Annotated in this window: 18 protein-coding genes and 3 pseudogenes; 6 read left to right on the top strand and 15 right to left on the bottom strand. The window is 57.0% G+C overall.

Annotated features, from left to right (window positions below):
• Nucleotides 1-303: 303 nt before the first annotated feature.
• Nucleotides 304-450, top strand: a pseudogene (locus EV660_RS16930) (IS3 family transposase); the annotation flags it as partial.
• A 205-nt stretch (nt 451-655) separates the two neighbouring features.
• On the opposite strand, the gene EV660_RS18720 reads toward EV660_RS16930, so the two are convergent.
• The 8 genes and pseudogenes from EV660_RS18720 to EV660_RS16900 form a co-directional block, all read right to left on the bottom strand.
• Nucleotides 656-949 carry a hypothetical protein gene (locus EV660_RS18720; protein WP_134013962.1) on the bottom strand — a complete coding sequence of 98 codons (294 nt, stop codon included), beginning with the start codon at nt 947-949 and terminating at the stop codon, nt 656-658.
• A gap of 67 nt (nt 950-1,016) precedes the next feature.
• Nucleotides 1,017-2,735 (bottom strand): secretin and TonB N-terminal domain-containing protein, encoded by a 1,719-nt coding sequence (locus EV660_RS16925; RefSeq protein WP_084634774.1) that lies wholly within the window; start codon nt 2,733-2,735, stop codon nt 1,017-1,019.
• 19 nt (nt 2,736-2,754) lie between these two features.
• Nucleotides 2,755-3,477: a hypothetical protein gene (locus tag EV660_RS16920; protein ID WP_134013960.1), complete on the bottom strand. Its 723-nt coding sequence runs from the start codon at nt 3,475-3,477 to the stop codon at nt 2,755-2,757.
• Nucleotides 3,478-3,526: 49 nt separating this feature from the next.
• A complete protein-coding gene (locus EV660_RS16915; protein ID WP_071480135.1) occupies nt 3,527-4,150 on the bottom strand; it encodes a hypothetical protein in 624 nt (207 codons plus the stop codon).
• Nucleotides 4,151-4,181: 31 nt separating this feature from the next.
• Nucleotides 4,182-5,855, bottom strand: coding sequence for a hypothetical protein (locus EV660_RS16910; protein ID WP_100319116.1), 1,674 nt, complete (start codon nt 5,853-5,855; stop codon nt 4,182-4,184).
• A gap of 112 nt (nt 5,856-5,967) precedes the next feature.
• Nucleotides 5,968-6,504 (bottom strand): hypothetical protein, encoded by a 537-nt coding sequence (locus EV660_RS16905; protein ID WP_134013958.1) that lies wholly within the window; start codon nt 6,502-6,504, stop codon nt 5,968-5,970.
• Nucleotides 6,505-7,026: 522 nt separating this feature from the next.
• Nucleotides 7,027-7,208 (bottom strand): annotated as a pseudogene (locus EV660_RS19120) (hypothetical protein); the annotation flags it as partial.
• Nucleotides 7,209-7,308: 100 nt separating this feature from the next.
• The gene (locus EV660_RS16900; RefSeq protein ID WP_084634775.1) at nt 7,309-7,680 is read right to left on the bottom strand and encodes a UPF0149 family protein; all 372 of its coding nucleotides are present in this window, start codon (nt 7,678-7,680) and stop codon (nt 7,309-7,311) included.
• 247 nt (nt 7,681-7,927) lie between these two features.
• Here EV660_RS16900 and EV660_RS16895 point away from each other — a divergent pair, with 247 nt between their 5' ends.
• Nucleotides 7,928-8,536, top strand: coding sequence for a HEAT repeat domain-containing protein (locus tag EV660_RS16895; RefSeq protein WP_134013956.1), 609 nt, complete (start codon nt 7,928-7,930; stop codon nt 8,534-8,536).
• A gap of 6 nt (nt 8,537-8,542) precedes the next feature.
• Here the strand turns inward: EV660_RS16895 and EV660_RS16890 are convergent, their stop codons facing one another.
• Entirely contained in the window at nt 8,543-9,628 is a 1,086-nt protein-coding gene (locus EV660_RS16890) for a hypothetical protein (protein ID WP_134013954.1), read from the bottom strand.
• Between EV660_RS16890 and EV660_RS16885 the strand changes: the two genes are divergently transcribed.
• Both EV660_RS16885 and EV660_RS16880 read left to right on the top strand, forming a co-directional pair.
• Nucleotides 9,618-10,310 (top strand): hypothetical protein, encoded by a 693-nt coding sequence (locus EV660_RS16885; RefSeq protein ID WP_071480141.1) that lies wholly within the window; start codon nt 9,618-9,620, stop codon nt 10,308-10,310. The genes EV660_RS16890 and EV660_RS16885 overlap by 11 nt on opposite strands.
• Before the next feature lie 80 nt (nt 10,311-10,390).
• Nucleotides 10,391-11,239 (top strand): hypothetical protein, encoded by an 849-nt coding sequence (locus EV660_RS16880; RefSeq protein WP_134047601.1) that lies wholly within the window; start codon nt 10,391-10,393, stop codon nt 11,237-11,239.
• Between the two features lie 314 nt (nt 11,240-11,553).
• Here EV660_RS16880 and EV660_RS16875 read toward each other — a convergent pair.
• The 5 genes and pseudogenes from EV660_RS16875 to pdxR all read right to left on the bottom strand — a co-directional run bounded on the left by EV660_RS16875 (nt 11,554) and on the right by pdxR (nt 18,360).
• Nucleotides 11,554-12,572 (bottom strand): annotated as a pseudogene (locus EV660_RS16875) (IS5 family transposase).
• A gap of 489 nt (nt 12,573-13,061) precedes the next feature.
• Nucleotides 13,062-14,213 carry an acetate/propionate family kinase gene (locus EV660_RS16870; protein ID WP_071480143.1) on the bottom strand — a complete coding sequence of 384 codons (1,152 nt, stop codon included), beginning with the start codon at nt 14,211-14,213 and terminating at the stop codon, nt 13,062-13,064.
• 7 nt (nt 14,214-14,220) lie between these two features.
• The gene (locus EV660_RS16865) at nt 14,221-14,976 is read right to left on the bottom strand and encodes a sulfite exporter TauE/SafE family protein (RefSeq protein ID WP_084634776.1); all 756 of its coding nucleotides are present in this window, start codon (nt 14,974-14,976) and stop codon (nt 14,221-14,223) included.
• Between the two features lie 6 nt (nt 14,977-14,982).
• The gene (gene xsc / locus EV660_RS16860; protein WP_071480144.1) at nt 14,983-16,758 is read right to left on the bottom strand and encodes a sulfoacetaldehyde acetyltransferase; all 1,776 of its coding nucleotides are present in this window, start codon (nt 16,756-16,758) and stop codon (nt 14,983-14,985) included.
• A gap of 129 nt (nt 16,759-16,887) precedes the next feature.
• Complete coding sequence (gene pdxR, locus EV660_RS16855; protein WP_071480145.1) at nt 16,888-18,360, bottom strand: MocR-like pyridoxine biosynthesis transcription factor PdxR; 1,473 nt, start codon at nt 18,358-18,360, stop codon at nt 16,888-16,890.
• A 136-nt stretch (nt 18,361-18,496) separates the two neighbouring features.
• On the opposite strand from pdxR, the gene EV660_RS16850 reads away from it, so the two are divergent.
• On the top strand, nt 18,497-19,888 hold the full coding sequence (locus EV660_RS16850) for an aminotransferase family protein (protein WP_071481972.1): 1,392 nt from the start codon (nt 18,497-18,499) through the stop codon (nt 19,886-19,888).
• 23 nt (nt 19,889-19,911) lie between these two features.
• On the opposite strand, the gene EV660_RS16845 is transcribed toward EV660_RS16850, so the two are convergent.
• A complete protein-coding gene (locus tag EV660_RS16845) occupies nt 19,912-21,540 on the bottom strand; it encodes a GMC family oxidoreductase (protein WP_071480146.1) in 1,629 nt (542 codons plus the stop codon).
• Nucleotides 21,541-21,673: 133 nt separating this feature from the next.
• Here EV660_RS16845 and EV660_RS16840 point away from each other — a divergent pair, with 133 nt between their 5' ends.
• On the top strand, nt 21,674-22,903 hold the full coding sequence (locus EV660_RS16840; protein WP_071480147.1) for a TRAP transporter substrate-binding protein: 1,230 nt from the start codon (nt 21,674-21,676) through the stop codon (nt 22,901-22,903).
• The last annotated feature ends 102 nt before the right edge of the window (nt 22,904-23,005 follow it).

The raw sequence follows: 23,005 nt of genomic DNA, 5'->3' as shown, positions 1-23,005 counted from the left end.
AAACACACGGCATATGCCGGAAGCCGCAGCTTCCACGGAATAAGCAAAACCACACCGGAGCAACTGGACCTCTTCCAAACACTCAACCTGCCAAAGCCAGCCTGACAGCGCTCTTGTTGTAACATTTTTGGCCACTCGGCCTAAATTATTTCAAACACTTATCGATTTTGCTGATGAACTTGGGGGCGCACGGCCAAGCAGATGCATGCCGATCTGGTGCAGCTTGGATTTGACGGTTCCTATGAGAGGGTCGCGGCCTTCGTGCGGGACTGGAAGGGCGAACGACAGCGCGCGCAACGCACGACAGATCGCGGGGTCTATAGGACCCGCGACGAAGCCCGAGCGGACGTGTTCGACTACATTGAGCGCTTCTACAACCCGCGCAGACGGCATTCGAAACTGGGCTATCTAAGCCCCATGGAGTTCGAGGCCCGCGCTATGCTAGCTTAACCTGCTGTCCACGAAACCGGCAGCAGCTGACTACGATTGATCCACAGAATCAATCGCATGAAGCGGGGAGCATGCTCATCCTCGCCGGAAGAGGGTTACGGGGCGCCAGAAACCCTCCGTTTCGGAATATGCTCACACTGCTCCATAGGTGCTGAGGTCACACAAGCCTAAGCGCAGAATGATATCAGATCCACGCTGGTTCACACTATGCTTCAACGACAAATGTACCCGTCTCGTTGCTTGTCACGTAAAGTGTACCCTGCCAAATCGAGAGCAATGCTACAAGCTCTCCGCCTCTCCGGGCTTGCGCGCCACCGCTTTGCGTAAGCGAGCGCCTTATCGACGGACCCAGATCGAGAATTTCCTGAGGCGTAAAGCCGACCCGCAGCATTGCCAGTGCCAAAGCATCGGCAGACACGTCACCTGGCTCACCCACCGAAATTGATGACACCGGCGCATCTACGCGTCGTACATTCGGATCAGCCGCGCACGCTGCCATGAAAGGCAATACAAGCAAGCTACCGAGACAACGTATGGCTTTCAAATCGCTAACCCTATAGCGCGCTTTAATTTTGATCACCTGTCCGTCCCATTCTTGTAAGTGCCGCCTCTAACTCAATACGGTATTGGTCGTCCGATACATTCCGGATCGTATTCTGACGAGTTTCACCCGTCTGCCTTTTATGTCCGTCCTCATCAACCAGCGTTGCGGTCACAAATATCGCCACCTGCCGCGCCTGATGGTTTAACCCGTCCCGTCCGAAGGCGCGCCCAAGAAGTGGTAAGCTGCGCAATCCTGGGGTGCCGCTATTCCTCATCTGGGACCTGTTGTCGGCCAGCCCCGCGACGGCCGCAGTGCCGCCATTCTCGATTCGGATCGTACTGCTGGCGGTTCTACGGCTGACAACCGGAAGATTGTTCTCTCCTCTGCCGATAACGTCCGACACTTCCAAGTCCATAGCCAGTGTCAGATGACCCGTTGAAGAGACGCGTGGAGTGATGTTGAGGATCGTGCCTGTCTCGATCTGCTCCAGCTGTGCTCTGACTATCCCTGTCGATTCAGAAGAGATTTCAAAAAACTCTTCTGTGGTCACACGAATTTCGGCAGGAAGGCCGTCTTGTGCGAGGACCTGCGGGCTGGACACGATTGTAGCTTGATTGTTCGCAGAAAGAAAATTCAGAGACAGCGAGAGAGCATTGGTGAATTGCCGGCTTGGTGTGTAGCCGATCCTGAGTTCCCAAGGCATGCCGCTTACATTGTCACTCGCAAAGCTCCCAGCTTCGATCGTAGGCCAACGAAACTCTGTTCCAAAATCTAATAGGTCTGTTCGTTCAAGAACGACGACCCTAGCTTCTAGCATCACATGTTGTCGCGGCTTATCAAGCGTTCGGATATCTCGGATGATCCCATCGACAATATGCCGCGGAGCACTGACTGCCAGAACATTTGCGCTGTCGTCTGCACGTACAAAGTTCTGATGTGCATCTGAAAGCAGTGCCAATATCCCTTCGGCCCGCCCATGCGAAAGGTCAACCCGATGCGTCGGGAAAACATCCGGGGTTTCAGTTGAAACGGGGCCTGTTGGTTGATCAAGCCTCCTGAGCAATGTCATTATTTCGTTACGCTGCTGCACAGGGGCGTTGATCGCAACGGAATTGCGCATTGGATCAACGCTGACGAACCTCTGCAATTGTTGTGGCAACATAAGCCGCGCAGCTTCGGCGCGCACGAATTCGAGAGACACGAAAGTCGTTACTGTGTCTTCTTCTTGGTCCAGAATTTCAAGATCGAACAAAATGCGATCCATCAACTCTCTCGGCGCCGTCACTGCCAGCCTGCCTGATGCCTCGTCAACCCGTACAAACCTCTGAAGAGGTTCGGGCAAAAGGCTTCTCGCCGCAACGGGCGTCAGATTCTGCATCTGCACGCGACGCGTAGTGGAAATATCGACAAAGGAATCCGCGCCTGCGTCAGGGTTGTAGATCAGAATGTAATCTTCTTGCTCAATGAATCTGTACCCGGTTCCTGCAAGCAGCAAATCCAGCGCCCTGTTGATAGGGACATCTTCCAGACTGACAGAAACAATCCCCTGAACACTGGGATCAGCTATGACATTCACACCCGTCTGTGCCGATATGTCTTCCAGCGCCTGCCGTAGGTCGGTCTGGAAAAACACATTGTCCACAGATGCTGACGCCTGTGCGGATGCCAATGTTGCGGAAGCCATTGTCGAGAAAAGAGCAACAATGACTGCCGCCACTCTGTTCTGCATATATAAAGACATTTCCCACCCCGTCCGAAGCTTATGGCTCGCTGGTGGTGACCGTCACCTGTACTTCGCCACGGTAAATTCCAGCGTTTACAAAACGATCCGAGGCGATATCGCCCCATACAATATTGGGCACTATATGCACTATGCCCGATATGGGACCATTCGCAACACTCGCCTGCAAAGCACTTTGTTTTGTGGGATTTTTGCCACTCGGATTGCCAAGCCCGGCCGGGGAACGTCCAGAATGACCAGCGGGAAATTCGACCCATAGTGTATATGGAATTGCATGTTCCTGAGCGGAGGCGTCCGGATCATCCAGCAGCGCCATTCCGACAGGCACATCCCCAAAAGCCCGGCCAACCGGGCTTCCTTGTGGCAGCGTGAAAACTGCGCCCGGCTCTGCTGTGATCGTCACCCAAGAATTTCCAGTGACGATGAAAGGGATCTGCACACTGTCGAGATGTGGCGCTGGCCCTTGCGTAAACGGCCCTCCCCTGCCACGCCCCTCATCACGGCTGGGGATGACGAGCACAAATCCGGTACCTTGGGGGAATTCGACCCGGGCGATGGGATTTATCCTTATCAGGATATTCACATTGGCCTCACCGAAGGCCTGCTGTGCCATCAACTCCGTGTTTCCTATTCCTGTTGCTCCTGCAAGCCAAGCGAGGGTTAGCCACAAAATTCGAGATTTTGCTGAACCGCGTTTAAACGCAGTCTTCGGAGTTAATGCTAGGGTCAGGGATTTCGTCATCCAAAGCCTCAGAAACTCCTGACTTTGTAGTTCAAAACGTGCTTTTTTGTCAATTGGCTGTCAAGGTCAGGACAATTACACCTTCATAAAGACCGGGAAGCGCAACCCCCCCGCCGGTGGTCCAATTCGGATTGGCAATGAGGTGAAGTACTCCCCCCACAATGCCACCTGCACCTGCAACATCTACGAGGGGCGAAACCGCGGCACCAGGAGAGGTTAGCGGCAGTCCCGTGTTTGGCCCGGGAATGGGAAACCGCAACTCGATATCATATCCTATCTCATTACCGGATTGCACCGCACGTCCCAAATAAGGGTCGAAACTTATACCCGGGTATTGTGCTGCTGGGATCTGCATGAACGAGTCAGGTTCTGCAGCAAGCGTCGCCAAGGAGTTTCCGATGACCTTAAATTCCACGCCGGCTGAAGGAATTGTAGATCCGGGAGGCGGAACCTCTAGGTACAGGAGTGGATTGGGATCAGTAAATTCCAGTGTGGCAAACGGCACGACGTTGATATTAACCGTCACAATATCAGAGGCGCCCGTCTGTTGCGCTGCTGTAGAATTTGCAAGAATGCCTGACATGGCGATAGCCACCGCACTGAACAGTTTAATATTTTTAATTCTCTTCATTTTATACTCCCAGCGTTCCGCTAAAAAGCCGTCCGGCTTCATCTATCAGCACCTCACCAAGCGGCGGGCATTATTAACCTTCCACGTCTTCTGGGTCCGGCAATTCCTCGCCTTCGCGGACCGTCACACGGGCCTCTTGCACAGTTCCGTCTTCGGTCTGGACGTCCTCATGCTGAACCTCAATAACGTGCTGAAGGGTCACGTTATCGCCGCCTTCCAGATCGATGTGCGCGCGTAATCCGTACATGCCTGGCTCTACGCCGGAAAAGTCGATCTCGCCGCCAAAAACACGATGTCCCAGCGGCAACAGCATCCCGCCGGCCCCGCTCAATGTTACGCTACGCACTGTCTGTCCTTGAGGGCTGCTCACAGTTACCCGAGCAAGCGGCGTAACATGAGTGTTACCTGTGTTCAGAAAGCGCGCCTGTACCGCAAAGAGGTTGCGCCCCACTTCGGCAAGGTTCAGGCTTTCGATCTCTCCCTGTCGCGCGTTTTCCGCAGCGTGGTTCACCAGATGTATGATTGAGCTTTGTGTGCCCGCGCTCTGGCCGTCGGCGTATCTTCCCGAGAGCGTCAGATCGGCGTAGTAATTGGCATGCAGTCCATCGACCGGGGGGACAGCGCTGATCACGCGCACATTCTGGTTCGCCCCCCCCCGCAAGGTAAATTGCGCCGGACGCACGGTTGTCCAACCCTCGGCCGAAAGATCGATGCCGATCAGATCGCCCATCCGCACGCCAATCAGCCCGCGCGGTGTAGCAGCGCCAAGATCGACGGTCACCGAATGTTCGCCCGGATTTTCGATTCGCAGCACCGTTGTCCGAGTTGCACCGGGTACCACATCCATCTGCACCATCTCGGGCGATAGCCGCAATTCTGTGTCATAAGCGAGCGCGTCCACATTCGGGTCGCCCTCGAATTCGATTTCCTTGGTCAGGGGCGGAAGACGACGACCATCTACCATCAACTCGCCCCGCAGTCGGTATTCACCAGAAGGCAGACGCCGCTCCAGGTCCTGGCCGAGTTCCAGCGTTACACCAGGGATGATCGGGCGCTCGCGTGTTTCGAACCGCGTGACAAGGCGCCAGCGGTCGCCACTCCGCCGCTCGATCCGCAGATCGCCGGTGACGCGCGAGAATGTCTCGCCTGCATTGGTGATACGCAAGTGCGCGCGCGTTGTTGGGGCGCGGTCATCAGCCTCATCATACGTCATCACCACATCACCGAGATGAACGTTCTGGCGCACCGGTCGGCCCTCAATCTCAATAATCACCGGGATGAGGAACCGCATGCGCACTGACAGTCCAAGCGCGTCTTCCGGGGGCGCAGGAGTTTCGATCAGCAAGGCCGCGAAATAAGCGCCACGCGCGTTACGCGGCGGCTGGATGCTCAGCATTACTTGCGCTGGTTCCAGCGGTGCGATCCGCGCGTCCGTCTCGCTCAACGATGTCCAGTCCAGACTGCTTTGATGCGCGGGTATGCCGTCAACAACATCCTGAAAAGCCCAGCCGCCCGCTGTATTCTGATCGAGATGCGCCAGCCGTAGTTCCAGATCGCGCGGGCCGTCTGTGGCAGTGTTGCGAATATTGACCGGTACCTGAATATTCTGGCCCGGCGCCACGGATACATGAATCCGCATAGGCTCGACCATGAAGCCTTGCGCAAGGCTTGTTGCGGCCCCGCCCAAAATCACGATCATGGAGAGCGTCATGATCATTGCGGTCCGGATATGCCTGAATGCCGACACTGAACACCCCTTGCCGAAACGGCCGCGCCGCACGGTTTATCGGTTGAATTTTGTTGATCATGCGCGGCGGCGGGAAGTCGCTTCGCGCCGCCGCGTGAACTGCTGGCGCAGATCAGTCCTCGGTCATCGTGTAGGTCACGGTGAGGGCCCAGTCATCGGGCAGCGGCAGACCACCCGGCGTAGCGGCGCCATAGGTCCAGGGGATGGTGCTGATCGTTTGCGAAACCGGGGCCGAGTACAGGGTCTGCGTGGTTCCAAGCGCCGCTTGATTCCATGCCAGCGAGCCAACCGGGTTGTACGCATTGCCCTGGATCGCCGAGATCGCGGCGGCCTCTCCCATATCCGGGAAAATGTAGAACTGAATCCCGCCGCCAGGGACGGTGGGCGTGGGCAGCGCACCGTCCACCTCAGCGGTGATCGTCCCTGCCACGTTGCTGATGTAATTCATTGTCGATTCGAAGACATCAAGGTTCTCAGGGCCGGTCCCAAGCTCGAGCGACACGTTCGGATGCCCGAACCAGAAGCTGAGTTCGGGCAGCACCTCAATATTCACATCGACGGTGTTCGTCTTGACGATCTGCGCCGAAGCGGCACCGGCGATCCCCATGGCCATGAGCGCGGCAAGGCTGATTGAGAGTTTGTTGATCATATTCCAGATCTCCTTTTTAAACAAATCTTTTCCGTTCACGGCCAAAAGACCGCGTTAAGTGAATATTTTCTTTTTCATTGACTGCTCAAAAACGCCTAACCGAGTCACCATTTTAAAACTGGTTACTTACGATTAATGAAACGGAAGGACCGATTCAGATCAATGTCTTTCTGGTATTTTTCTCACTTTAGAGAGCGATTTCAACCTATTGGGGAACTCGCTAAATTGAAAAACCTTATTTCGTGTAATTCGATCGCTCGATTGTATCCTGATTGAAAACAATCGAAGGCCATGTCTTCCAAAGTTTCCGCGCGGCTGAATCAGTACGTGCAGCTGCAGCGCCAAAATCCTGACCGAATCATCCACATAGATGCTTCCCGCGTGATTTGGCCAGACTCCCGCAAGAAGTTTGTCTTAGTCAGAAATTATTTTGAAAACATCATGCCCGCAAAAGCAGAAGTGCCATATGTCGACGTCCATTTTGTTGTTCACATGGGTTACACCTCTCAAACCGGGTTCGGGATCGGTACAGTGACGCTGTCGGCCGCGTCTGCCAGTCGGTGTGGCTTCCCAAGTCATGGCGGGATCAAACCAAATCGTCAGCGAGGTCGCGAAGCGACGCGCTTGAGCGCTTCTTTCCAGGCCTGCCGGTTCCTCGCCTTAAACGCGGGGAGATGGGTCCTCTCATGCTGTTCAGCTAACACAGGACTCACGAACTGAATCCCAACTGCGATTTGTGCAACAGACTCCTTCAAGGGTAACGAAGGTTGTTCCAGAATTGAAATTTCCAAGCGGGTAGCAAACTCAATGATGCTGTGGTGTCAAGCTGCGGTTGAAACCGTCCACCCACGGCTTCCACAGGACCTCGTCACTATTCGGGTCGACTTCATAGATTGGCTCACACCACAGGGATCGGGTCATGGCCCCGGCCACGGAATTGTAATGTTCCATGACGGCCCCGATGGTTTTCTCGGCGGTCTTCTGGTCTGGAAACTGCGCATCGCCAGTTTCGCCCCAGACATGGGGGAGCCATTCGGAAGGCGGGATCGTCTCGGGGCATGCGAGAAGGCCGGTGACGTACCCGTCAAGCTCGCTCAGCGCCATGGGCATGGTCTCGAAGGGCAGGGCGTGCAGCAGGGCGTCCAGACGATCCAGCCGTTTGTTTTCCTTATTCATCACGGACCTTCCTTCCAACGCGCGCGGGACGCCGATGCGCGAGATTATGGGGCGTGGTAAGGTTCAGGCTTTCCGGGGTCAAGGACAGGGAATATCCGGCTTGCAGAAGGCAGAGGCGACCATATTTGTCTGGGTGATCGACACGGGGCGTGCGTTTGATCACGAGGTGAAAGCATATCGAAAACGGGTTGAACACAGTCTATATTCGCGCCAATCTGTCCCCGTATGAAGTATCCTGGGAATGAAAATGAACAGATTTATCTTGCCGTTAGTCTTCTCCATGTTTGGCGTTCAGGCAGCCGCACAATCACTTACGGTTGAGGATATTCGCGCCCAGATCGAAGCCGAGCAATCGCAGCCCAACCCCTATGACGCGCTGCTGGCCGATCCTGATCCAGTGATTGCACGACGGGCGATGGAGATCATGATCGAGTCTGGCGATCCGGTTTTGCGCGATCTAGCCATTGAATTTGGAGTGAACAGCCCCGATCCGGAGTTCCGGCATCTTGCGATGCTTGCCTGGTTCAAAAGCAACCCGCGCATGGAGATTGTCGTCGAGAACAATGGCTCACCCGACCAAAACTTCCGCAGAGTCGCCAGAGGGCGCGGGTCCGAGCCAAATTCACAAGGCCAATTTATCTGGATCACGCAGATAACCGGGTATAACGCGCAGGAGACGTGTTTCGTGTCTGGAAATACCTGTCTGTTCCGCCATACGCCAAACGGTGCGTGGATACGGCAGAGCAGCGTCTGGCAAGAGATTGCGATCAACAACGAGGGTCAGCTCTCTGGAGAGATTTCAAAGTCTGCTGGCGGGGGGAGTGCGAATGTGCGCTTTCACGTTCCGGTGCCATGACCGCCTCTACTCCATTGAGACGGTCCCGATACCAATTGCTCCAAAATCTTGCGCTGTTTCTACCGTCAAGCGCACCCATCGCGCCAATTGCGCGGAACGATTTATGGTTGCGAAGCCATCGGGCGTCATTTCGACGTCTGCGAAGTGACGCCAGCCAGTTGTTGGCTCACGCGCGGTGCTGACCTCAATGCGGATTTGTCGAGGCAACGCATAATCCGATTCCGGGTCCGACCGCAGCTCAAGTTGGGATAAGGCCCCAGCAGTGACGCCGGGAATACGAAAAATGATCTGGTTGCGGCCCGCAGGGAAGACATAGGCCCCTTCGCCAAGCATATTTTCGGGCACAAAGTCGCTGCTCAGGGGGGGCTGGGTCACGGAATGGAGAACGATTCGCATCCCATCGCCAATTGGCGATGCTGTCGTGACGGGCGCTTCGGTTCCAAGACGAACGCTGCGTTGTACCCATCGCGCAATATTCTTGTGAATTTCCTCGATCCGGATGAATTGTCCCGCGCGTCCATCCGTCGTCGTTACCACCATGCCCATTGGGCGTTCTCCGACGAAGGCAAAAGCCCCTGATGTGCCGCGAAAGAATGAATCTTCGATACGCGCCATTCGGCTTGTGAATGTCAGATAGCCTGCATCTTCGAATTCGAGGGGCAAGCGCTCGACCTCACCACTGTCGCGCATGCGGAGTAGATGCATCGGCTGTCCTGCATCAACTGACAGCTCTTGGTCAATCTGAGAAAGCGGGATCCGACAATAGCCCTGCAGACCAGCAGCCTGGACGACACCTATCGCAAGATCCATCCCCTCCCAGAAAGGAGCCTGCATGACCGCAGTCGCACTGAGCATCGGTGTGGCTGTTTTTATAATTGAGGTGCGATTGGTGCCCGTGACATGCCGAGGAGTGATGACATAGCATCCACCCCCATGCGTAACAAGAAAGCCGTGCCCCACCTCTGAGCCGCTCTCCACACGAACGACTTGTGCAAACAATGGATTTGACCCCACTCCTGCAATCGCTATCGTCAGGCTCGAGACTGAAATCAAGAGAGCAACGATGCGACCGATTTTATGTATGATCTTCATTTTGTTCCTAATCCCAGTTCATGCGCAGGACATTGCCAGCTTTTCATCACTTTCTCCAGATGAGGACCCCATAATCGAGGAACTCAGGTCTAGCCCTGCGATTTCTGGGGCACGTGTTGTAGGCATCATGCGCGCTGATACCAAGGTTACTGACGTTGGTCCTGATTTCCTTTTGCGGATACCCGCAGATTGGACGCATGATGTTGTGTGCCTGCGGGTTGTCAGTGTCGATGCGCTCTACGAGGCGCGCGCAAGTTATCAAGTTCCGGAGCATTATGCTGGGCAGACTGTCCGGCTCAGGTTCGATTCGAATAAGCCCCATTTTTGGGATGCCCTCGTCCATCGATCTGAGGAAGACGCCGTTACGGCCCTTGTTGCGAAGGGGTCTTGCGATTTGCCCCGGGAACAGGCGCTTGCGATACCGATCGAGATTGGTGCGCCGGCTGAGCATTCGCGAGTCACAGTATTCCTGAACACGTTTCGATCTGAGGAAGCGTTCGTGATTTGGAATGGCGGCGAAATCGAATGTGAACCGGTTAACGCCAGCATTCGCACTGCTTTCGACATGCGCTGTACTGTCGACCTGAAGGCGGGTGGTTCGTCCTCAGCGTCAGATTTGCTTATTTACCCTGTTCGCGCTGGCGAGCTGGGTCTGCCAATGACCGCCAGGTTGCACCCATGAAACATGATCTTCACCTCATACTTTTCAGATCGGGTCAGCTTCGGAAGACGTCCCTTGCTCTATCAATCATTTGCGTGACAATGGGTTTGTTGATTGCGCTCGCAAGCGGTGTGGGTAGTGATCGGACACTGATTATCGAAGCCGAGACCCGCTGGGTTGGCATTGAGTTCAGCGGCGATACTGAAGCGTGGCCGATTGGGGAGGCGTATCTCTGCACCGCAAGACCACAGCGAGCGCTTTCCTTGCCACGCGGTGACGGCCCGTGTGATGAGCGCTTATTCGAAATCACTCAGTCGCAATCAGGGTTTATTGAGTGGGGGCAGGGTGGCGCTACAGAGGTTACATCGGGTGTAGATGGCGGATTGATTATCCGTGTCATCCGATCAAATTCTCACTCAGATGGAACTCTTATCCTAGTTGATCGGGAAATTTGGCGCACTATCGGGGCATTGTCATGGTTTGGGTATGTCACTGTGGGCAAAACTGCCGAGAGCGGTGAGCGCGGCTTACTTCTGTCCGGGCAATTCGAAATACGCGAGTTGTTCAGATGGTTCTGGCCGAGTCTTCGTGGAACAGAAGTGGTCAAATCGGGTGTATTGAGGCAAGGAGAGGCCGTTTCTTTGATTGACGCGGGCCGTCCTCAGCGCGAAGCATCGCAAACAACCATGCAGAGTTTTGGCCATATCTATTTCGCAGACAGTAACGATGCTTTTCGAATTGTCGGATTGACGTCAGTCGGAAAACCTGCGCTTTCAATTCGTTTTCTCGGCGCGGATAAGCCCGCGGTAATCAGGCCTAATTGGATTGATAGGGTTACCTCCAGCCCAATGCTCGCAGCGTTGATCACAATTTTTGCGATCCTCATTTCAGTCACAAAATTTGTCACTGCGTGGTTGTTCCCGCGCGCGATGCATGTGGACGACAAGTAAGGAGTCTCGTTTACTTTGTGACCTGCGTTATCTGTCGCTGCTGTTGTGTACGGCCACGCTCGAATTTTCCTCGAACCATGCTTTGTTTCATACACGCAAACGGTTGAGCAGTCTGGCGCGATATCGGGTCATGTTTGCGAAATAGTGTCCAAATCCTGTCCCCGCAACAAAATCTCACAACGATTACAATACCTTGCGCCCCGCCACACAGCGGGGCTTTCGCATGCCCGAAATCCGTAGAAGCACTGTGGAAGCAGCAGGGCTCTGTGGCACAAATCGGGTGAAAGGCGGACCTCCCCTTTTCCCAGACGGACTCATCCCATGGCTTCGGTGACGGGTATGCCAAGCGCGGTGAAGCAGTTCAGCACAGCAACCCGGATCTGGAACTCTGCGACCTGACGGTCAAAGTCCCTCGCGGCCAGTCGCTGGCCCAGCAGTTTGACACAATGCATCTTTGTTTCGACGCGGCTTCGGCGGTGATAGCCGCTCCATCGTCGCCAGATCGTCCGGCCAAAGCGTTTCGATGCACGCAGGGCCTCGTTGCGCGCAACGGCACCGGGACTGTCGGGCTTCCAGGGCCGTGCGTTCTTGCGGGGCGGTATGATCGCGGCAGCGCCACGGGCGGCGATGGCGTCATGGCACTTGCGGGTGTTGAAGGCGCCATCAGCAGTGACGCTGCCGATCTCCTGATCGGGTGGGATTTGGTCGAGAAGTTCGGGCAGCATAGGCGCGTCGCCGACATTGCTGGTTGTGAACTCCGCAGCCCGGATTTCGAGTGTTTTCTCGTCAATTCCAATGTGGATCTTGCGCCAGACACGGCGTTTGGTGCCACCGTGCTTGCGCCATCGTCGGGCAAACAGTCCCCCGGACTGTTTGCTGACCCTCCTCTGTCCATTCACCTTCGCCCTCGACCTTGATGCCCTTCGCCATTGTTCTTGAACCAATGGCGCACAATGGCTCAGTGTCGATCAGCAGGTGCAACGGGCCGCCTGATCCACGGTAGGGAATGTTAACATTCAAGGTCTTCTGGCGACGGCTCAGGTTGCTGAAGTTCGGCACCGCCCAGTCCAGGCCGATCAACCCCAGAAGGCTTTCTACAAACCCTGTCGTCTGCCTCAGCGCCATGCCCAACAGCACCTTCATCGTAAGGCAGGTCTGGATGGCAGCATCGCTGTAGTCGGGCTTGCGGCCACGTTTGCCGGTGGGCGTGGCCTCCCAGATCATGGCTGGATCGAACCAGATTGTCAGCGAGGTCGCGAAGCGACGCGCTTGAGCGCTTCGTTATAGGCCGGCCAGTTCTTCGTCTTGTAGGCGGGGGGATGGGTCTGCTCATGCAGTCCAGCTACCACACTGGATTCACGAGATGAATCCCCCACGGTATTTGTGCAACAGAGCCGTGGCCAAACCAGATCTGACGCTGGATGATCTGGTGCTGGAAATTGCCGAGACACACGAGATGACGGTTCATCGCGTATCAAAGGAGCGGCACAAATACGCGACAGGTCCACTTGCTGGGTTGAGCTTCTTGGTAGGTGGACGAGTAGTTTTGCCCCAGATGTGGGGGCGTAATTGGAAAGGCGGGATCATGTCGGGGCAGTCGATGAGGTCGGTGATGTATCCGTCAAACGGATTCAGCGCCCTGCTATATTGTCAAGGGGGAGGGCGTCCAGACGATCGAGCCGCTTGTTTTCCTTATTCGTGGCAGGCCCTCATTACAATACGCGCGCGGGGTGTCGATGCGTGGGATATCGGATTGTGGTCAGGTCTCAGTTACAATCAACACATGAAGTACAGCGACAGCCCTGTTACATTCCCCTCGGTCTTATTTTGAGGCGCGGGGCATCAGATGGATAACATCGCGTGCAATTTCGCGTTCTTCATCCGCAGCGACAACCCAGACCGCCACGCGCGACCCATCCGTGCTCAGCCGTGGGCCACCCGATTGGTTGCGCGCAGCGTTGAGCTCGACACCTAGCCAATCCATCTTCTTTAAGATTTCGGCGCGGATATTGGCTGCATTCTCGCCAATGCCGCCGGTAAAGACCACTGCATCACAGCCGCGCATGGCCATAATCATACTACCAGCATGGCGCGCCGCCCAATAGCAGAAATGCGCAATGGCAAATTGGCTGGCGTCTGTCCCGGCCTCGGACAGGGCGCGCATATCTGCGCTGTGGCCCGACAGACCCAACAGCCCGCTGCCGTGATTCAGCAAATGGCGCGCGGCTTCAAGCCCCTGTTCCTCGACCAGCCTGAACACGGCATTCGCGTCAATATTGCCGCAGCGTGTGCCCATGGTCAGCCCCTCCAGCGGGGAATAGCCCATTGTCGTTGCAACGGACTTGCCCGCGCGTATCGCACATAGCGAAGCGCCATTGCCCAAATGGCACGCCAGCACCCGCGCGGGCAGGGCAGCCCCCGTCACGTCAGGCAGGTTCCGCACGAGTGCGGAGTAACTCAGCCCATGAAAGCCGTAGCGACGAATGCCGCACGCTGCATTTTCAGGCGGCAATGCGTAATGCGTGGCTACAGCCGGGTTGCTGGCGTGAAATGCTGTGTCAAAACTGGCAAATTGCGGCAAGTCTGGCGCAAGCCGCGCAACCTCGTCTATCGCGGCAAGATTATGTGGATTGTGCAGTGGAGCCAGCGGAATGCAGGCTGCGATTTCCCCCCGTGTTTCAGGCGTGATACGCTGGGGTTCCGTCAGCGTCGCGCCACCATGTACGACGCGGTGGCCCACAGCAGAGAGCCGATCCAACGTGATGCCATGACGTGCCAAAGCGGCAAATATCTTGTGCAGTGCATCGGCGTGATCAGCCATTGCCAGCACACGTTTCTCTTGTCCGACACGCAGATGTGCCGCGCCCCCTATCGCATCCGCCGCCCCTGTCAGGCGTATATTCAGCGCGCGATCAAACACCGTCAGCTTGATCGAAGAAGACCCGGCATTCAGGATCAGGATGTCACTGTTCATCAGCCCCTCACCACAAGCCTCGGACCAGCCCCATGATCGACAGGACCACCAACAAGATAAGTGTGAATTTTCTGAAATCCTGCGGGCTGGCCGCGGTGAACCGCCGACCACCAACCCACAGGCCCAACGCCATCATCGGAGCCATCGCCACAAGAATGACAAAACTATGCGCGCCAAGAAGCCCGGTCCACCACAGCGATGGCAGGGCGATCAGACACACCAGCGTCAGATAGGCGATCAACGTGGCACGAAACACATTCGCGGCAACTGGTTGCCCAGCAAGATAGACCGCAATCGGCAGCCCCCCCGCCGCTGCCCCATTCGCAACGCCAGAGGCCATACCGGCAATTACATTGCCGGTCGTTCCGACCTCGCGGCCAAATTGCCAGCCGCGCGCCATCGCCAGACATATAAGCAGGACCATTGCTGAAATCGCCATGCGCGCCACATCCTCGCCCAGGCGTGCGATCAGGGAAAAGCTGAAGGGCATGATCACGGCAGCCCCCGCCAGCATACCGCCAAGGCGGCGCCAATCCACTTGCGCCACCACGCCGCGCGCTTGCCCGAAACTCAGGACAATTTCGCACATGACCAGCGTGGCCACGAATGGCACAGGATCTGTGACCAGTGCCGCCGCCGTGACCACAAGCGCAGAAAACCCGAACCCCGAATACCCCCGCACCCAAGCGGCCCCAAGCGTGCAAATGCCCAGATAGGCAATCTGCCACATCGCCAACTCAAGCGAGGGGATTTCAGGGACCATGCCTGTCTAGACGGCCTGCGGGCGCATATCGGCGCGGTTTATTCCCGCCACTTGCACAGGTTTCTTCATCGCGTCACGGCGGAACGGGTCGCCCAGTTCCTGATTTATCATCGCCTCGATCAGTGTTGTCTTGCCATGCTTCATCTGGTCTTCAATCGCCTTGTGCAACGCCTGTGTCAACTCTTCCATTGTGCGCGCCTGCACACCTTGCAAGCCACAAGCCTGTGCAATGCCCGCATAGCTGACCTGCTCATCCAGCTCCGTGCCCACGAAATTGTCGTCATACCACAGGGTCGAGTTGCGCTTTTCCGCGCCCCATTGGTAGTTGCGGAACACGATCATGGTGATGGCGGGCCATTCGGGGCGGCCAATGGCAGTCAGTTCGGTCACGGCAATTCCGAACGCTCCGTCACCTGCAAAACCCACAACCGGCACATTCGGGCAGCCGATCTTGGCGCCCACAATGGCAGGCAGGCCATAGCCGCAAGGGCCAAACAGACCGGGTGCCAGATATTTGCGCCCCTCGTCAAAACTGGGATAAGCATTGCCGATGGCACAGTTATTCCCGATATCGGACGAAATGATCGCCTCTTTCGGCAGGGCGGACTGGATTGCGCGCCATGCCATACGGGGCGACATCCATTCAGGTTTGGCCGCGCGCGCACGCTCATTCCATGTGGTGCCGGGGTCATCCTCTTCATGGTCCATTGAGGAAAGCTGCTGCGCCCAGGCCGATTTGCGCTGCGCGATCTCGTTTCGGCGCGCCTCGCGGTCCGTATCGCCTGCGGTTGCGCTGAGCCGTGCCATTATCCCCTCAGCCGTCTTTTTGGCATCGCCCACAATGCCGACGGTCACTTTCTTGGTCAGACCAATGCGGTCGGGGTTGATATCAACCTGAATGACCTTTGCATCCTTGGGCCAGTATTCCATGCCATAACCGGGAAGCGTGCTGAACGGATTCAGCCGCGTGCCAAGGCATAGCACAACATCGGCCTGCGCGATCAATTCCATCCCCGCCTTGGATCCATTGTAACCCAGCGGTCCGGCAAAGAGCGGATGCCCGCCGGGAAAGGCGTCATTATGCTGGTAGCCAACACAAACCGGTGCATCCAGACGCTCGGCCAAGGCTTTCGATGCCTCGATTGCGCCGCCGATCACGACGCCCGCGCCATTCAGGATGACAGGAAAGCGCGCCTCGGATAGTAGCTTTGCGGCTTTATCCATCGCCTCATCACCGCCACAGGGGCGCTCGAATGTCAGGATCTCGGGCAGGTCAATATCAATCACCTGCGTCCAGAAATCACGCGGCATATTGATCTGCGCGGGCGCAGAGTGACGCTTGGCTTGAAGGATAACCCGGTTCAGCACTTCGGCCACGCGGCTTGGGTCACGTACTTCTTCCTGATAGGCCACCATGTCTTCGAACAGTTTCATCTGCTCGACTTCCTGAAACCCGCCCTGCCCAATGGTCTTGTTCGCAGCCTGTGGGGTGACCAACAACAGCGGTGTGTGGTTCCAATAGGCAGTTTTTACAGCTGTGACGAAATTGGTAATACCGGGGCCGTTCTGGGCGATCATCATGCTCATCTTGCCTGTCGCGCGGGTATAGCCATCGGCCATCATCCCGCCCGACCCTTCATGCGCACAATCCCAAAATGTAATGCCCGCCTGATTGAACAGGTCCGAGATCGGCATCATCGCAGATCCGATGATACCAAAAGCATGTTCAATGCCGTGCAGTTGCAGTGTCTTGATAAAAGCTTCTTCGGTTGTCATGCGCATGGCGTTTCTCCTTGCTTGACAGTGGCTGACCCGGGCGCGGAATGCGCGGCGAGTTTGGGGTGAAAGAACACGAAACGCAGTCGGTTGATTAGGGCCAGTTGAGTGAAAGACATAAGACCAGTCCTATCCTCAGGGTTGCAGGGTTTTGAGTGTTCGGGCGATGCGTGTAATCCCTTCCGGAATCCGTTCGGATGGGATTGAGCTATAGGCGATGCGATAGAAGTTATCGGGCGCATCTGTCGCCCCGAAAAAGGGCAAACCGCGCTCGATCAGGACACCTTGCGGCTTTAACGCTTCTGTCAGTGCCGTGGCGCTGACCCCATCAGGCGCGCGCATCCAGATGCTGGAGCCGCCGTTTTCAACGGCATTGGCGATCATCAGCCCTTCTGCACTGATTGCGGCCAGCATCACCTCTCGTCGGGCAGCAAAACTGCGTGACAGCCGACGCAGCATGACATCATAATGCCCCAGCGACAGAAAGAGCGCGGCGGCGCGCTGCAACAGCCCCGGCGGATGGCGTAGCACAGTGGCGCGCAAGGCGCGCGCCTCGGCGATAAAGGGCGCGGGGCCAACCATGAAGCCCAAGCGCAACCCTGGAAACAGTGATTTCGAGAAACTGCCCACATGAATGACCCGGCCCGAAGGATCGAGAGATTTCAGCGCAGGCAGAGGCGCGCGCCCTTGCGCGATTTCAAATTCGTAATCATCCTCGACGATCAGAAACTCCTGTTCCTGCGCGGCGCGCAGCAAGTCATGCCGCGCTTCCAGCGGCATGGTGGCGCCAGTAGGGCAATGGTGGCTGGGGGTGCAGAACACAACATCAGGGTGTGGTGGCAGATCGGCGGCCTGCAAGCCACGCGGGCCGATGGCAACCGGCACCATCCGGCAGCGCGTCTGGGTCAGGATATCGCGCAGGCCGGGATAGCCCGGCTCCTCAATCACGGCGCTGCGGCGCTGGTTCAACAGAAGCTGCGCCGCCAGCCACAGGGCATTCTGCGCCCCCAATGTGACCAGTATTTCATCCGGTCGGGCCAGTATCCCACGGCGCGGCAAGGAATGGCGCGCGATATATTCCAGCAGCCCCGGATCATCCTGCTCGAATTGGTCATCGGACATGCGATCAAAGTCTTTCAAACCCAAAGACTGCATCATGCATAACCGCCAGTTAGCATGGTCGAACAGGCTGGGGTCCGCTTGCCCGTAGATGAAGGGGTAGCTGAACTCGCGCCAGTTTCTAGGCTTGCCACGGTTCAGATCACCTGACGGTGGACGGTGGCCAAGCATCCGCGCCCAGTCAACAGTCGAGGGCTTGGTATTCGGGCGTGGCTGCGTCTTGCCGGGTTGCGGCGCAGTCCGGGACACGAAATAGCCAGAGCGCCCTTCGGCATGAAGGTAATCATCCGCCACCAACTCTGCATAGGCCAGCGTCACGGTCAACCTGCTGACGCCCAGATGAAGTGCCAGTTTACGGCTGGATGGCATGCGCTCTCCCGCGCGCAGGCGACCTGAGAGAATACCCTCTGCCACCATTTGCCGGATCCGGTGTTGCAAGGTGCCTTCCTGCAACGGATCAAGAAGAAAGGATTCAACCGCTATCATCATTTGCCCCGAATTGCCCGCTGCCGCAGCAGCCTCTGTGCAAATCTGGTACTATCAGATTGGCTTTCTGGATATATCTAAAATCCGCCACAAGCCCGATAGCTGAACCCCATATCCCCCAAACCCTGCGGAGATGGCGATGAATGATCTTTCCTTTCTCAATGACCTGGGTGCTGTTGTTGCGGCAGACCGTGCCCATGTCTGGCACCACCTGAGCCAGCACAAACCATACGAGACCACCAATCCGCGCGTTATAGTCGAAGGGCGCGGCCTGCGCGTCTGGGATGCAACGGGTCGCGAGTTTCTGGACGCTGTCTCTGGCGGGGTCTGGACTGTGAATGTCGGCTATGGGCGCGAGAGCATTGCCAATGCAGTGCGTGACCAGTTGGTGAAGCTGAATTTCTTTGCGGGTGCGATGGGTACAGTCCCCGGCGCGGTCTTTGCCCAGATGCTGATCGACAAGATGCCGGGAATGGGCAGGGTCTACTATTCCAATTCCGGGTCCGAGGCGAATGAGAAAGCCTATAAGATGGTGCGCCAGATTTCGCACCGGCGACATGGCGGCAAGAAATGGAAAATCCTGTATCGCGAAAGGGATTATCACGGCACAACCATTGCCACGCTCGCCTCTGGTGGCCAGCCGGAGCGTGCGGCGCAATATGGCCCTTTCCCCGACGGGTTCGTTACCGTGCCGCATTGCCTGGAATACCGCGCCCAATGGAGTGACGCAGATTATGGCCGCCGCGCCGCCGATGCGATCGAAGAGGTGATCTTGCGCGAAGGGCCGGACACTGTCGGCGCAATCGTGCTGGAACCGATAACGGCGGGTGGTGGCGTGATCGTCCCCCCCGAAGGTTACTGGCCACGCGTGCAGGAGATTTGCCGCAAATACGATATCCTGCTGCATATTGACGAAGTTGTTTGCGGCCTCGGGCGCACCGGCACTTGGTTTGGCTATCAGCATTACGACATTCAGCCTGATATCGTGACCATGGCAAAGGGCGTCGCGTCGGGCTATGCGGCGATTTCCTGCACCGTCACAACCGAAGCGGTGTTTGACATGTTCAAGGACGATGCCAGCGACCCGCTGGGCTATTTCCGCGATATCTCGACCTTCGGGGGCTGCACGGCGGGGCCGGCGGCTGCAATCGAGAACATGCGCATCATCGAAGAAGAGGGTTTGTTGGAGAATGTCCGTTTGATGGGCGCGCGGCTGGGTGACAATCTGGCGGCGCTGAAGGAAAAGCACGCGATGGTGGGCGATGTGCGCGGCAAGGGGCTGTTCTGGGGCGTTGAACTGGTACAAGACCGCGCCAGCCGCGACCCTGTGCCCGAAGGTGTTGCGCGGGCCGTCGTGGCGGCAGCGCTGGACCGCGGGGTTATGATCGGCGTGACCAACCGTTCCTTGCCGGGGTTCAACAACACGCTGTGCCTTAGCCCTGCGCTGATTGCGACGGCTGACGATATTGATACGATCACTGATGCGATTGACGGCGCCCTGACCGAAGTCGGCGCGCAGGCCAATGGCTGACACATCTGCCGCGCGTGCCCTGTTCATGCCGGGGCACGCGCGCGCAAATCTTCCAGCACCATATCGCTGGCTTTCTCGCCGATCATGATGGCAGGGGCGTTGGTGTTGCCTGAAACAATCTCTGGCATGATCGAGCAATCTGCAACGCTTAGACCTTCGACACCGCGCACATGCAAGCGCGCATCGAGTACGGCCATACTGTCGCCATCGCTGCCCATCTTGCAGGTGCCAGTCGGGTGATAGATCGTTGTGGCGCTGTTGCGCACCCAGTCCAGAAGTGCGGCATCATCCGTGTCGCGGACCGCCTTGCCGGGGCGGTATTCTTCCGAAATCGCCTCGCGCAGGGGCGCATGGGCAGCAATACGCCGCGCGATGCGCACACCTTCGACAATCGTATGGCAATCCGTTGTCGTCGCCAGATAATTCGGGTGAATAATCGGGGGTTGCGCGGGGTCCGGGCCGCGCAATTCCAGATGCCCACGACTTTCGGGGCGCAACTGACAGACAGAAGCCGTGAAGGCAGAAAACGGGTGCACCCCCTCACTGGGGCTATCTGCGGACCAGGGCTGGATATGAAACTGGATGTCGGGTGTTTCCAGATCGGGTGACGTGCGCAAAAACCCTGTAGCAAGCGACGCCGCCATCGCCATTGGCCCCTTGCGCGACAGGATATAGCGCAAGCCAATACGCAGCTTGTCCATGGGGTTGCGCACTTCGTCATTCAAGGTTGGTTGCCTGGTGCGAAACACCAGCCGCGCCTGAAGATGATCCTGCAAGTTCCGGCCGACCCCCGGTGCATCGACCAATGGTGCGATGCCCATCTGCCGCAAATGCTCTGCCGGGCCGATGCCAGAAAGCATAAGGATTTGTGGTGTGCCAATCGCCCCTGCCGACAGCACGACGCGCGCCCGCGCTTGCGCGCACCACTCGCCCCCATCCGTTCCACGCCACGCCACGCCAATTGCCCGCCGTCCTTCAAAAAGAATGCGCGTTGTCATTGCGCGGGTGATGATTCGCAGATTGGGACGTTTGCGCACTGAATTCAGGTAGGCCACGGCAGCGCTGCACCGCCGCCCGTTGCGCGCGGTCAGTTGGAAATATCCGACCCCTTCTTGGGTCGCCCCATTATAGTCGGGGTTAAACGGATAACCTGCGCTTTGTGCGGCCGCGACCCATGCATCGCAGATAGGGCGTGACAATCGCGCATTGCTGACCGAAAGCGGGCCGCCCACCCCGTGGAATTCATCTTCACCGCGTTCCTGATCCTCGGCGCGGCGAAAATAGGGCAAGACCTGATCCCACCCCCAACCTTGATTGCCCATCTGCTGCCAGCGGTCATAGTCCTGTGGCTGTCCCCGGACATAAAGCAAACCGTTTAGCGATGATGACCCCCCAAGCACTTTGCCGCGCGGCCAGGGCAAGCGGCGTCCGTTCAGGCCCGGGTCGGGTTCGGTCATGTAGCACCAGTCGAGCGCGGGATCGCCCATCGTGCGGAAATACCCGACAGGCACATGTATCCATGGGTTCAGGTCGCGCCCGCCCGCCTCAATCAGTAAAACGCGCAGGCTTGGATTGGCACTTAACCGGTTGGCCAGAACACAGCCCGCTGACCCTGCCCCGACAATGACGACATCCGCCTCGTGGTCGAACATTTGACCCCTCCCAAGAATCGGCCCGCGCGTCAAAACGCTTGACTCAGAAACATATGGGTGCTTTTTTGAAACCTCAAGTCTCAAAAATGGAGTAAGCTAACTTTCATCGATTAGTCAGATCAGGGAGGAGACCATGACTAAACGTGACCTATCCGGCATTTCACGCCGCGATTTTCTACGCATCACGCAACGCTTCGGTATGAGTTCGACCATGCTTGCTCTGGGGGGGCTGACCGGCGTGGTGACGCTGCCGCAATTGGCCAAGGCAGCAGAATCAACCTACGACAAGCGCTTTGCCAACGAAGCGCGTTTTACACTTCGCCACGGTGCAGCCGGGTTCAATGTGCGCAACCTTATGATTGAGCGGACCGGAATTCTGGAGTTTATCCGCGACATTGAGGAGCGCACGGATGGTGAGTTGCGGATTGAATTTATCGGTGACAACCAGATATGCGGCCAGCTTGATTGTGTTTCCAAGACGCAAGAAGGCATCGTTGATCTTTTTTCTGCCTCAACCCAGAATTCGGCGGGAGGTGCACCCTATCTGAATGTGCTGGATTACGCCTACATGTTTCCCAGCCGTGCTGCGCAATATCATTTCTTCTACAGCCCTGAAAGCAATCGCCTTTTGCGAGAACCGTTGGAGCGGATGCACGGTCTGAAATTCCTGTTCACACATTGTGAATTGCGGGGAATCCAGCTTGGAAATTCGTTCCGCGACAAACCGACAGTCACCAGCATCACCGAGCTGGCGGGCACACGAAACCGCGTGACCGGCACCCAGCTTGGGCGCATCGCGATGGAGTTGATGAACCTCAACCCGACTCCGATCGCGTGGGAAGAAACACTGGATGGTTTGCGTCAGGGGTTGATTGACGGCGCCGAAACTTGGGCATCGGCGGTGGCTTATGCCAATATGTCGCCCGTCGTGTCGCAAAGCGTTGACCTGCGTTTCTTCTGCGGGACCGAGCATACAGCAATGTCTGCTGACAGTTTCGACAAGCTGGATGGCCATTTGCAGGATGCTGTGATGGAGTCTTCCTATCTGGCACAGATTGCAGCGCAATATGCCAATGAGGCTGCATTGATAAATACTGTCGGTTTCTCGGACCCGCAAATGCCCGGAACAATCTTTGCCGAGCATGGCGTACGCAATGCCTTCCTGACCGCCGATGCCCGGCGCGAGGCCGAAGAAATGTGTTCGCCTGAATTTGTGCCCGGACCTTGGGAACAGTGGCGCGAGCGGATCAATAACTGGGCAGGTGGCATTGACACCTATACCGAAATACACCGCATCGCGCGTGAAATCCCCGCCGATATGCTGGCCGAGAATGTCGAGCCACGCCGCTGGTGGCGCGGTTGATCTGACCCTTCAGGCTGCGCCCGGGCAGATATGCCCGGGCGCGAGGCTTTGTCTTGCTGCCTTTTCAGACCATCAACACGCGGGGCTTGCTTGGACAGCGCC

The sequence above is a fragment of the Roseinatronobacter bogoriensis DSM 18756 genome (genome assembly GCF_004366635.1).
In the GTDB taxonomy this organism is placed as follows: Bacteria; Pseudomonadota; Alphaproteobacteria; order Rhodobacterales; family Rhodobacteraceae; genus Roseinatronobacter; species Roseinatronobacter bogoriensis.
Note: the sequence above shows the minus strand (reverse complement) of the source record. Positions and strands in the feature narration are given on the sequence as shown.

What these genes read in the sequence shown, in the direction of transcription:
- EV660_RS18720 (WP_134013962.1), bottom strand. Translation starts at nt 949, where the DNA reads ATGGCAGCGTGCGCGGCTGATCCGAATGTACGACGCGTAGATGCGCCG.
- EV660_RS16925 (WP_084634774.1), bottom strand. Translation starts at nt 2,735, where the DNA reads ATGTCTTTATATATGCAGAACAGAGTGGCGGCAGTCATTGTTGCTCTT.
- EV660_RS16920 (WP_134013960.1), bottom strand. Translation starts at nt 3,477, where the DNA reads ATGACGAAATCCCTGACCCTAGCATTAACTCCGAAGACTGCGTTTAAA.
- EV660_RS16915 (WP_071480135.1), bottom strand. Translation starts at nt 4,150, where the DNA reads ATGAAGCCGGACGGCTTTTTAGCGGAACGCTGGGAGTATAAAATGAAG.
- EV660_RS16905 (WP_134013958.1), bottom strand. Translation starts at nt 6,504, where the DNA reads ATGATCAACAAACTCTCAATCAGCCTTGCCGCGCTCATGGCCATGGGG.
- EV660_RS16900 (WP_084634775.1), bottom strand. Translation starts at nt 7,680, where the DNA reads ATGAATAAGGAAAACAAACGGCTGGATCGTCTGGACGCCCTGCTGCAC.
- EV660_RS16895 (WP_134013956.1), top strand. Translation starts at nt 7,928, where the DNA reads ATGAACAGATTTATCTTGCCGTTAGTCTTCTCCATGTTTGGCGTTCAG.
- EV660_RS16885 (WP_071480141.1), top strand. Translation starts at nt 9,618, where the DNA reads ATGATCTTCATTTTGTTCCTAATCCCAGTTCATGCGCAGGACATTGCC.
- EV660_RS16890 (WP_134013954.1), bottom strand. Translation starts at nt 9,628, where the DNA reads ATGAAGATCATACATAAAATCGGTCGCATCGTTGCTCTCTTGATTTCA.
- EV660_RS16880 (WP_134047601.1), top strand. Translation starts at nt 10,391, where the DNA reads ATGGGTTTGTTGATTGCGCTCGCAAGCGGTGTGGGTAGTGATCGGACA.
- EV660_RS16870 (WP_071480143.1), bottom strand. Translation starts at nt 14,213, where the DNA reads ATGAACAGTGACATCCTGATCCTGAATGCCGGGTCTTCTTCGATCAAG.
- EV660_RS16865 (WP_084634776.1), bottom strand. Translation starts at nt 14,976, where the DNA reads ATGGTCCCTGAAATCCCCTCGCTTGAGTTGGCGATGTGGCAGATTGCC.
- xsc (WP_071480144.1), bottom strand. Translation starts at nt 16,758, where the DNA reads ATGCGCATGACAACCGAAGAAGCTTTTATCAAGACACTGCAACTGCAC.
- pdxR (WP_071480145.1), bottom strand. Translation starts at nt 18,360, where the DNA reads ATGATGATAGCGGTTGAATCCTTTCTTCTTGATCCGTTGCAGGAAGGC.
- EV660_RS16850 (WP_071481972.1), top strand. Translation starts at nt 18,497, where the DNA reads ATGAATGATCTTTCCTTTCTCAATGACCTGGGTGCTGTTGTTGCGGCA.
- EV660_RS16845 (WP_071480146.1), bottom strand. Translation starts at nt 21,540, where the DNA reads ATGTTCGACCACGAGGCGGATGTCGTCATTGTCGGGGCAGGGTCAGCG.
- EV660_RS16840 (WP_071480147.1), top strand. Translation starts at nt 21,674, where the DNA reads ATGACTAAACGTGACCTATCCGGCATTTCACGCCGCGATTTTCTACGC.